The following is a 10737-nucleotide window of genomic DNA, read 5'->3' as shown; positions in this document are numbered from 1 at the left end:
AGGCGACGGGTGCATCGTCGACAGGGATTTACGCTGATCGAACTCATGGTGGTTGTGGCCATTGTCGCGATACTCGCCGCGGTGGCCGTGCCCGCCTATGGTCGTTACGCCTATCGCGCCCGTCGCGTGGACGGGCAGGAACTGCTGTTGCGCATCGCCCAGGCGCAGGAGCGCCACTACACGGTACATCAGCGGTACGGTGACCTGCCCAGCCTCGGGTTCTCGGCGGCAACGGATGCAGCCTCGGAGAAGGGTTATTACGTTGCGCAGGTGGAGCTCACCGATACGCAGGGTACGGCGCAGGGCTATGTAGCGATGGCGACACCACAAGCGATCCAGGCGAAGGATGCGTGCGGCAATCTCTCGATCGACAGCACGGGAAGAAAGCTTCCCGCTGCCTCCGATATTTCGAGAAACACCAATGGCGCATGCTGGTGACGGCCGGACCTAGGGGCGGGCGGACAAGCGTTCCCACAGGCCGGAATATCGCTGGGTAGGACGCCCGGTCATGTTGTCGATGACCGCTCGTTGGCCGACCAGGCTGAACCAGCGGCGGGCACGGGTGATGCCGGTGTAGAGCAGCTCGCGGGTGAGCACGGCGCTGGATTCCTCCGGCAACACCAGCGCGGCGTGATCGAACTCCGAGCCCTGTGACTTGTGCACGGTCATGGCGTAGACCGTTTCGCGCTCGCCCAGGCGGGAGGGAAGCACAAAGCGGATGCGCGTGCGCGCATCGTCCGTATCGCCGGCCACTTCGAAGGCCACGCGCAACTGCAATGCGCCCCGCTCGTCGGGCACGCGCAATGCGATGCCGACGTCGCCGTTCATCAGTCCCAGGCTGTAGTCGTTACGGGTCACCATAACCGGCCGGCCTTCGTACCATTCATGGTTGGCGTCGATCAGGCCTTCGCGATGCAGAATGTCGGTAATCTGGCGATTGAGGCCTTCCGTTCCCATCGGACCCCGGCGTAGCGCGCACAGCAACTGGAAGCTGCCAAAGCGTTCCAGCACACCACCTGCCCATGTATCGAAGGCGGCGGCTCCGGCGTTCGCAGGAGGGCGCTCGCGCTGCAGCCATTCCAGATAATGACGGTAGCCCTGGGGCAGCGCATCATCCCGGCGCGAGGCGAAGCGGGCGGCGGCACCTTCCAATACCAGTTCGGCGAGACGTGGCGTGTCGGCGTTGGCGTCCATCCAGCTGATGTCGCCTTGCGGCTGAGTCAGCAACTGGCGTACCCGTGTGGCGCTGCCTTCGTTCACTGCCTGCGCTAGCGTACCGATACCGCTGTCCGCCCCGAAACGATGACTGTGTCGAAGCATCGCCACGTGTTGATCCAGCGGCAGCGCATCGTCACGCACCCAGGCGTCGACCCGGTCACCGGTGGTCTTTCGCAACCATTCGGCGGTGGCGGCGCTGTAATGACCGGCTTCGGCGCGTCGACAAAGATCGCCCAGTACGGCGCCCGCTTCGACCGACGAAAGCTGGTCCTTGTCGCCGAGCAGGATCAGCCGCGCGTCATCCGGCAACGCGGTGAGCACGGCGGACATCATTTCCAGGTCGATCATCGACGCTTCGTCGATGACCAGCACGTCCAGGTGCAGCGGGTTGCTGCTGTCATGGCGGAAGCGGCGCGTATCCGGGCGCGCGCCGAGCAGGCGGTGCAGGGTATCGACCTGGCTGGGAATCGTCGCGCGCACGTCGGCATCGACATCGAGCTGCGCAATCTGCGTGCTGATCGATGACTGCAGGCGGGCGGCGGCCTTGCCGGTGGGCGCGGCCAGGCGGATGCGCAAGGGGCGGGGCGAGTCGTGCCGTTGCAAGGTCTGCAGCAGGCCGAGCAGGCGCACCACGGTGGTGGTCTTGCCGGTGCCCGGGCCGCCCGTGATGACGGTGAACGCGCCGCGTGCGGCCAGCGCGCAGGCGATGCGTTGCCAGTCGGGTGCATCGGCATTGGCGGCAGGAAACGGCCGTGCCAATTGTTCGGCCAGTTTTTCCGGTGCGTTGGGCGCCTGTGCCAATCGGCGGCCAATGGCCTGGGCGACGCGTTGTTCGTGGTTCCAGTAGCGGCGCAGGTAAAGACGGTTGCCATCCAGCACGAGTGGCGAGGCGCTGCGCGCGTGGTGGGCGGGCGTGGCCACAAGGATGGATGTGGTCAACGCATGGGGATCGGCGGCGGCCTCGGTGACCAGCGCCTGCCAGCTCGACGGCCATGCGAATTCCTCCGCCAGCTGTCGCCAGGTCGTCAGATCCAGGCACAGGTGACCATCGGCCTGTTGCCGGCTGACCAGTGCACCCAGCAGGGGCACCACGGCAGAGGCTGCGGTGTCTTGTGCCGCGAGAAAGCGGGCGAAGGCCACGTCCAGGGCGCGCAGCATGCCGCGCTCCGTGGCCTGTTCCAGCAGGTCGAGCCGCGGGTCATGCCGCATGGGCGCGTGCTCCTGTGGCGAACAGGCGGTCCATCGCATCGATCAAAGCCAGCGGCAGGCGTTCCTGGTGCACGCCGTGACCGGTGCCATCGACACCGCGCAGATACAGGTAGGCGACGCCGCCCATATGGCGTTGGTAGTCGTAGCCGGGTAGGCGCGCGCGCAACTGGCGATGCAGCGCCAGTGTGTAGATGGCGTACTGCAGGTCGTAGCGTTCGCGCAGTATCGACTCGCGCATGGCGGTGGGCGTGTAGGCATTGGCATCCGTGCCGAGCCTGTTCGATTTGTAGTCGATCACGTAGTAGCGCCCCTGATGTTCGACCACCAGGTCGATAAAGCCCTTGAGCAATCCATTGATGCGTTCGGCCAGCAGCGGCACGCGCGATTGCGCGTCGAGCGAGTGCGCGGTGACCAGCCGGTCGAGCGCCAGCGTGTCGACGTGGTTGGCTTCGAACCAGAATTCCATTTCGGCGTAGTAGCTGCCCATCTCGGCCAGGCTGGCCGAGACGTCACCGGGCAGCGCCAGCGGCGTGCGCAGCAGGGCGGGCAGCCATTGCGACAGCAGCGGAATGTCGGACTGCCAACCGCGGCGTTGGCAGCGGCGGGCAATTTCCTTCTGCAGTCCGCTGGCATCGGCGGCGACGGCAGCGAAGCCCTCGTCGGCGGCCCATTCGAGCAGGTCGTGCAGGAACGTGCCTGCCTCGGCGCCGGCATGGAAGGCGTGCATGCCCTTTGGCGCAGCTTGCGTGGTCTCGGGCATGGCCGGTTGTTCGCTGCCAAGTTCGATGCGCACGTCCTGCGCGGCGGTCTCCGGGGCAGGGATGCGGGCAGGGTCCGCCTCCGCGTATTTCAGCGAGCTGTAGCTGGCCACCCACCAGCGTTCCTGCGCGGGGCCCTGGTAGGTGCGCGCCTCCCACAGCGGAGTGATCTCGTCGTGGGTGGCCTTGAGCGGAGCGGGTTCGATCGGCAGCAAGGTCTGGATGGAAAGGCCCGGGTGGCCGCCGCGCAGGTCTTCCAGTCGGCGCATGAGATCGCCCGGCTGGATGACCTCGCCGCCGGAAAGCACATGGCCAAACGCGGATTTGTGCAGCGAAGGTGTCTTGCTGTTGCCCACCCGATAACAGGCGATGCCCAGCCAGCAGGCATAGCGCGCGCGGGTGAGCGCCACGTAGAGCAGGCGCAGGTCTTCCTGCAGGCGCTCACGATCGGCCAGCGCGCGGGCGGTTTCGTCCGCGCGCAGGTCCATCTGCGGCTCGCCTTCGGCGTCGTGCCACAGGAAGCTGTCATCGCGCTTCACTTCGCGGGCGGAGCAGATGAAGGGCAGCAATACCAGCGGGTATTCCAGGCCCTTGGATTTGTGGATGGTGATGACCTTGATCAGCGCGGCCTCGCTTTCGAGTCGCACGATCTGTTCCTCGGCCGTTTCCGCCTGTGGATCGGCAGCCGTGGCCATTTGCGCGGTGAGATGACGGATCAGCGCATGCTCGCCATCCAGGCTCGCGGCGGCGTGCTGCAGCAGTTCCGCCAGATGCAGCAGATTGGTCAGCGCGCGTTCGCCCTCCGGGCGGGCGAGCAGGCGGGCGGGCAGGTCGAAGGCATGCAGGAGATCGTGCAGCATGGCCAGCACGCCATGGCGTCGCCAGCTGTCGTGCAACTGGCGGAAACGTTCGCCGCAGGCTTCCCAGTGATGTTCGTCGAGGTTGAGGCGATCCAGCTCCGCATCGCTTTGTCCCAGCGTGGGCGTCGCCAGGGCCGCGCGCATGGCGCGATCGGAGGCGGGGTCCGCACAGGCCTGCAACCAGCGCAGCAGGTCGGCAGCCTCGGCCGAGGCATACACGGAATCGCGGTCGGAGAGATAGACGCTCTTCAGGCCCAGCCGCTGCATCTCCCCGCGTATCCGGGCCGCTTCGTTGCCATTGCGCACGAGGATGGCGATGTCGCCGGGCCGCAAGGGAGTGACGATGCCATCCGGCGCCCTGAAGCCACAGCGCCCCTCGTGCGCCGCCGTCAGCAGTTTCGCCAGATATGCCGCCGCCTGCCGTGCCATCAGCTCGACATAGGCGCCACCGCTGATGGCCTCCGCGCCCGCTTCCACCGCCAGCTGCATCGGTGGCAACGGTTCTCCGTCGAGTACGAGCTGATCGTCGCGGCCATGCGCCGTCACCGGGTGGAACGGCAGCGCGTGCTGTCCCTTGCCGAACGCAAACGCCCCCTCGGCGTGCGTGTCGGCATGTTCGAAGACGCGATTGACCGCGCTGACCAGCGCCTGCGTGGAGCGGTAGTTGGTATCCAGCGTCCACGTGGGCTGCTGCGCCGTGGCGCGGGCACGCAGGTAGGTGTGGATGTCCGCGCCACGGAAGCCGTAGATCGCCTGCTTGGGATCGCCGATCAGCAGCAGGCCCGTGGTGCCGCGGCCAGCATAGATGCGACGGAAGATGCGCCACTGCAGCGGGTCGGTGTCCTGGAACTCGTCGATCAGCGCGATCGGGTATTGCCTGGCCACGGTGTCGGCCAGTCGCGCGCCGGCGTGGCTGTGCAACGCGCCGTCCAGGCGCTTGAGCATGTCATCGAAGCCGAGTTGCGCGCGGCGCTGTTTGGTCTGTTCAAGCCGCCGCGTTACCCAGGTGGTGGCGTGGGCGAGTACCGCGGCTTCCAGCGGCGCCAGCTTCGACTGGGCGTCCGCACAGGCCTCGATGGCCACGAAAGCGGGATGGCTCAGTGGCGCGGCGTTCTTGTTCCTGGCGTCGGCGAGGGCGGATTGCCTGTAGCGCGACAGTGTTTCGCCGGCATCCTCCCGCCCTTGCGACCAGTCGCGCAGCAGGGCCAGCTCGCCCATTACCTTTTCGCGCTTCATCTTGACGCCGTTGAGGGCGCCGGCGTCCAGCGCGCTGGCGAACATCGCCTCGATGTTGTCGACATCATCGAGCCACTGCTGCCGCGCGACGGCTTCCGCCGCGCGCGCCGCTTCCACATGGCGATGGAACGCATCCAGCACCTGGGTCGGTTCCGGCAGCGGCTTGCCGTCCAGGCGCAGGTTCTCCACGGGCTGGCGCAACAGCGGCCGCAGGGCTTTCTGCAGGAGCGATGGACTGTTCCACCAGCGCGATACCAGCGCCGCGCCGTCGCGGTCCAGCGGGGAAAAGTGGCTGCGCCAATAGTCGCGCACGGTTTCGGCGAGCAGCTCGCTTTCGTCCGTCTCGGTGTCCTGCACGAACGGGTGGCCGCTGTCGAAGGCGTGCTGGCCGAGCATGCGCTGGCACCAAGCGTGGATGGTATGGATGGCGGCTTCGTCCATCCATTGCGAGGCCAGCTCCAGGCGACGGGCGGCGACGGCGCGCGCATCGTCGTTCGGGTAGGCCGCGATCAAGTCGCGCAGGAAATCGTCGGTGGCGTGGCCGTGCCGGAAGGCTTCCGCGGCTTCGCCCAAGCGCTCGCGTATGCGCTCGCGCAACTCGGCGGTGGCGGCCTTGGTAAAGGTGAGTACCAGGATCTGCGACGGCAGCAGCGGTTCCGCGTCGGTGCGGCCATGGCCGAGCACGAGGCGCAGGTAGAGCGCGGCGATGGTCCAGGTCTTGCCGGTGCCGGCGCTGGCCTCGATCAGCTGGATGTCGTACAGCGGCAGCTGCAGCGGTTGGAGCGTGGCGCTGGTATTCAAGCGGCGTCTCCCAGCGCGGCGGCATCCATCAGCGGGCGATAGAGCTTCAGCCAGCTGTCGAAGCCGGCCGCTTGCATGCGCGCGAAGCTTGGCCATGCGCGGGCCAGGCAGGGGTCTTCTTCCACTTCGCCAGGGGCGCCGCCGAAGCCGCTGCCTTCGTAGACGAGCTGGGCCTGCTTGCGGGCCTTCTCACTGTCGTCGGCGTATTGCAGCCAGGCGAAGGCGGCCTTGCGGGCGATGGGCAGCGGCGCGCGCATGCCCTCGTCCAGCGCGGCCAGCAGGTCGTCTGCCAACGCGCGTGCTTCGGTGGCATCAAGGGCACGCAAGGTCACTTGTGCATCCTTGCCGATGATGTGCGTGTGCAAATGCAGCCCCTGGGCATGGGCGAGCAGGTGGATCACCCAGGCACCGATCAACTTGTCGTGGCGGATGTCGCCGTTCTTCTGCCGCAGCTTGCCGGCCGCCAGTTCCAGGCGCACGAAGGTTGCAGCGCCGTCGGTGCGCAGATCGGTCAGCCAGTCCTCGATGCGCACGCCATGCGCGGCGTATTGCAGCTCGATCTTGTCGGCGGCCTTCGGCCATCGATGGCAGGCGGCGAGCCAGCTGTTGGCCAGCTCGCGGCTTTCCCGCGCCAGCGCATCGCGCAGCAGGTCACCGAATCCGCCGGGTGGCAGCGCGCCCTGCTCGGCGAGCTGGCGCGTGGCGATGTCCACGGCTTCGCTGGCGTCGGCCGCGTTCACCGCGGCCCGCAATACCGTGGCGGTGGCGAGGTGATGTTCCAGTGCGTTGAGCCCGAACGGCTCGTCGTTGGCGGCTTCTTCGTCCAGCCCGGCGAAATGCACCTTGAGGCGATGGTTGAAGAAGTAGCGCACGGGGCGGCTCAGGAAACTCTGCAGCTGGCCCACGCCAAGCGCGGCATCGGGCACCCACGCGGCAAGCTTGTGTGCAGCGGGCGCCGTGGCCGGCAGCTCATGCGCCTGGCGCCATTCGCGCGCATAGGTGAATACGTGCGGATCGGCATCGGCGCTGAAATAGCGGCGGCTGAAGGGCTGCAGCGGGTGGGCCGTGGTCATCGCATCGAGCAGCGCCTTGCCGGTGGCTGTGTTGCCGGCGTCGTCCCCCTCGCGATGCCAGCCGGCCGCAAGGTAATCGCGCAGCTGGCCGACCAGCACCGAAGGCGGCAGCACGCTGTTGTCGCGCACGCTGCGACCCACCCAGCTGATGTACAGCGCGTCGCGTGCCGAGACCAGCGCTTCGAGGAACAGGTAGCGGTCGTCCTCGCGACGGGAGCGGTCGCCTGGACGGGCGTGCCCGGGTTGCGCCATCAGGTCGAAGTCGACCGGCGCCTGGCGGCGCGGATAGTCGCCATCGTTCATGCCCAGCAGGCACACCACGCGGAACGGGATGGCGCGCATCGGCATCAGCGTGCCGAAGCTCACTGCGCCGCCCATGAAGCGTTGCGAGAGCCGGCTCTCGTCCATCGCCTTGAGCCAGTGCTCGCGCACGATGCCCAGCGGCATGGGCTGGGCGAAGGCGGCTTCGGCGCAGGCTTCCTGCCAGGCATCCAGGGCATCGCCCAGGCGCGTCAGGCGATCGCTGTCGGCGGGGTCGTCGGGCGCAAAGAAATCGCCAAGCAAGGCTTGCAGGCGCGCGTGCCACTCGGCGGGCGTGCCGGGTTCGCGCAGCGATTGCCAGTAACGCTCCAATTGATCGAACAGCTCGGTGAGCGGGCCGACCATGGCGGCATCGAGCCCGCCCACTTCGTCGTAAGGCGCGATGCCTTGCCAGGTTTCTCCGTCGCCCACGGCGTAACCCAGCAGCATGCGGTGCAATCCGAAACGCCAGCTGTTCTGTTCGATGCCGGGCAGTTCCAGGCTCTGCTTCTGCCTGCCGTCGAGACCCCAGCGGATGCCCGAGCCTTCGATCCAGCGCCGCAGCGTCGGCAATCCGGCTTCGTCGATCTGGAAGCGCTTGCGCAAGGCGGGCACGTCGAGCAGGTCCAGCAGGTCGCTGACCGCGAAGCGCGAGTCGGGCAGCGACAGCAGGTGTTCCAGCGCCACCATCAACGGCACCGCGCCGCGGGTGGGCTGGTCGGCCACGGAGCAGGGCAGGTGGCGCGGGTCATCCGGCGGCACGCGGCCAAACACGGCCTGCACGTGCGGGGCATAGGTCTGGATGTCCGGCACCATCACGATCACGTCGCGCGGCGACAGCGGTGTGCCGCGCCGGTGAGCGTCCTCGAACATCGCCAGCAACTGGTCGTGGAGAATCTCCACCTCGCGTTGCGGACTGTGCGCCACGTGGAAGCGCAGCGAGGTGTCGTGCGGCTTCCATGGGCGGCGTTCGGCAGGTTCGGCCGGCAGCGGTTCCAGGTCCAGGATGGCCTGCTGGATCTGCCGCAGCAGCGTGCTGCCGTCGGTGTCGGCGAACAGGTCGATGCTGCGGTTCCACGCGGCGAATTGCTGGCGGTAGCCGTCCGGCCGGTCGAACGCGTCGAGCAGGCGGATATAGTCGCGCCCCTGTCGTCCCCAGGCCGCCAACAGTGGATTGGCGTGCAGGTGCAGGTCTTCATAGCGTGGCTCCGCGGGCAGGCCGGGCTTGCCCGCCTGGCGACGCTGGCTTGCCTTGAGCAGCTCGCGATCCTCGATGATGTCGGCCCAGTAATGGCGACACGGGTTCGCCACCAGCAGCAACACCTGGCTGAAGCGCGCCAGCGCCGTCAGTGCTTCCAGCGTCTGCTGCGGCAGCGAGGAGATGCCGAACACCACGATGCGCCTGGGCAGCGAGGCCGGCCGCGCGCCCAGCTGGCCGATGCGTTCGAGGAACGCCTGATGCACCGCCGCGCGGTGGTTGTGCCGCTCGCTGTCCACGTCCTCCAGCAACAACTGCCACAGGCGTGCCTGCCAGCGTTGGTCGGGGGCGAGGGGCGTGTGCTGGCCGCGCAGTTCGTCGCGCAGGCGATAGTGGCCGTCTTCCCAATCCGCCAGCCAGTCGGCGCGGTAGACCTGGTATTGGTCGAACAGGTCGGCCACGCGCTCGGCCAGCTGGAAGCGCTTGCGCTCGTCCGGGTCGTCGCGAAGGAAGTCGCGCAGCGGCGCGAAATCGGGTTCATGCAGGTGTTGTGGCAGCAGGCGCAACAGCCGCCAGCTCAGCCGGGACTTGTCGAACGGCGAGGTAGTGGGCACCGCCTCGCGGCCGAGCACGCTGCGATAGGCCGCCCACAGGAACCGGCCAGGCAACTGCACGTCGATCGCGGCGCTGACGCCAAGCCCGCCATCAGCCGCCGGGCGCGCCAGCGCCCACTTCAGCCATTGGGCGATGCCGTTGCTCTGCACCAGCATCAGCTCGTCTTCCAGCGGGCGCAGCGGTGCGCGGGCGAGCCATGCGGCCAGCAGGTCGCGCAGGTCTTCCATGCGGTTGCCATGGATCACCATCAGGCCCGGCTCGATCGGGGCCTCCAGGGGCAGGTCCAGGCTGTGGCTCACGGCAGGCAGGGGGCGGCTTGGGTCATGGGGACATTCTCGCCGAGCGGGTGCGCGATGTCCCGCATCATCATCGATGGCCTTCTCGGCTCGTGAGAGGCCGGGGCGGCTTCAGCGCGCTACGCGGGTTGCCGCGTCCGCTTCGTGGCGGCCGGGGGCAAGGCATCCGTTTGGACGTCCAAACGCTTGTGGCGATCCAGTCGTCACCCGCCCGTGGGTTGTCGATGAGCGTTCGCTGGGGTCACGTGGGCGCAAAATATTGCGTCATTACAGTGCCTTGCACTGTCATCGGCAGGGCTATCATCCCCGTTAAGATTCGTGTCTTCCCCTCCCCAACGAACAGGAGAACAGCAGCATGGACAAGCAGCGATGTTTGAACTCATGGTCGATAGGGCTGGCCGCCGCACTGGCGCTGGCTATTGCACCGCCCTTGCTGGCGAACACGGCTGCCGCAGGTGCTGCGCCGGCGCAGGATGACGATGTGCCCACCGATGCCGAGCTTGCCGGTACCAATTGCGCGATCGGCGAGGAGCGCTTCCTGCCAGCCGACTATTACTACTGCCTGGCCACGCAGAACTATGGCAGCCACCACTACGCCTATGCCCAGAAATTCTTCACGACGGCCGCCAGTTGGGCGAGCAAGCCGGCGCAGTACGTGCTCGGCATCATGGCGCTCAACGGCGATCATCAGCCGGTGAACCGGCCGCTGGCGCTGGCATGGCTGGCGCTGGCCTCCGAGCGGCCCAATTCCGATTACCGCCAGGCGTACGAGTCGCTCCACAAGGCGGCGTCGGCGGACGAGCGCCAGGCTGCCGAGCAGCTGTTGGTCACCATGCGGAAAACCTATGCCGACAGCGTCGCGGCGGTACGTGCCGAACAGCGCTATACGGCGGGCATGGCCGAGCTGACCCGGCTGAGCAACAGCGGCGCCCGGTTCTGCATGGCCGGTTCGGGAACCATGGCGCAGCCCAACGTCGATCCCACGGTTTGCCCCACCGCGCAGTCTGTGGTGAAGGTGGTCGATACGATGGCGGCAAGCGTCTTCGACGGCTGGGTAGGCCATGTCCAGGTGGGGCCGCTGCAACAGGTCCCCTCGCCCGACGACAAGCGGGCCACGAACTGAGTGGCAAGCGGTGCCGGCGGTGCAACATCGCCGGCGCAGGCGTTCGCGAA

General features: G+C 67.5%; 5 protein-coding genes. 2 read left to right on the top strand and 3 right to left on the bottom strand.

Going from position 1 to position 10737, the window contains the following annotated elements; all coding sequences use genetic code 11:
• Nucleotides 1-9 precede the first annotated feature (9 nt).
• The gene (locus tag MJ606_RS18315) at nt 10-438 is read left to right on the top strand and encodes a type IV pilin protein (RefSeq protein WP_343214810.1); all 429 of its coding nucleotides are present in this window, start codon (nt 10-12) and stop codon (nt 436-438) included.
• Nucleotides 439-447: 9 nt separating this feature from the next.
• On the opposite strand, the gene recD is transcribed toward MJ606_RS18315, so the two are convergent.
• From recD to recC, 3 genes are read right to left on the bottom strand one after another with little or no spacing between them, the layout of a single operon-like run.
• Nucleotides 448-2427: an exodeoxyribonuclease V subunit alpha gene (gene recD, locus MJ606_RS10105; protein ID WP_243049396.1), complete on the bottom strand. Its 1980-nt coding sequence runs from the start codon at nt 2425-2427 to the stop codon at nt 448-450.
• Nucleotides 2417-6082: an exodeoxyribonuclease V subunit beta gene (gene recB / locus MJ606_RS10100; RefSeq protein ID WP_243049395.1), complete on the bottom strand. Its 3666-nt coding sequence runs from the start codon at nt 6080-6082 to the stop codon at nt 2417-2419. The genes recD and recB overlap by 11 nt, the downstream gene beginning before the upstream one ends.
• Nucleotides 6079-9567 carry an exodeoxyribonuclease V subunit gamma gene (gene recC, locus MJ606_RS10095; RefSeq protein ID WP_243049394.1) on the bottom strand — a complete coding sequence of 1163 codons (3489 nt, stop codon included), beginning with the start codon at nt 9565-9567 and terminating at the stop codon, nt 6079-6081. Before recC ends, recB begins: the two co-directional genes overlap by 4 nt.
• 352 nt (nt 9568-9919) lie before the next feature.
• Here recC and MJ606_RS10090 point away from each other — a divergent pair, with 352 nt between their 5' ends.
• Nucleotides 9920-10687, top strand: a complete 768-nt coding sequence (locus MJ606_RS10090) for a hypothetical protein (protein WP_243049393.1) — start codon at nt 9920-9922, stop codon at nt 10685-10687.
• The last annotated feature ends 50 nt before the right edge of the window (nt 10688-10737 follow it).

Origin of the sequence: Dyella sp. RRB7, assembly GCF_022761115.1 — a bacterium.
GTDB lineage: Bacteria > Pseudomonadota > Gammaproteobacteria > Xanthomonadales > Rhodanobacteraceae > Dyella.
This window is presented reverse-complemented; position numbering and strand designations above follow the sequence as displayed.

Coding starts and splice junctions, on each gene's coding strand:
- recD (WP_243049396.1), bottom strand. CDS start 2,427: ATGCGGCATGACCCGCGGCTCGACCTGCTGGAACAGGCCACGGAGCGC.
- MJ606_RS10090 (WP_243049393.1), top strand. CDS start 9,920: ATGGACAAGCAGCGATGTTTGAACTCATGGTCGATAGGGCTGGCCGCC.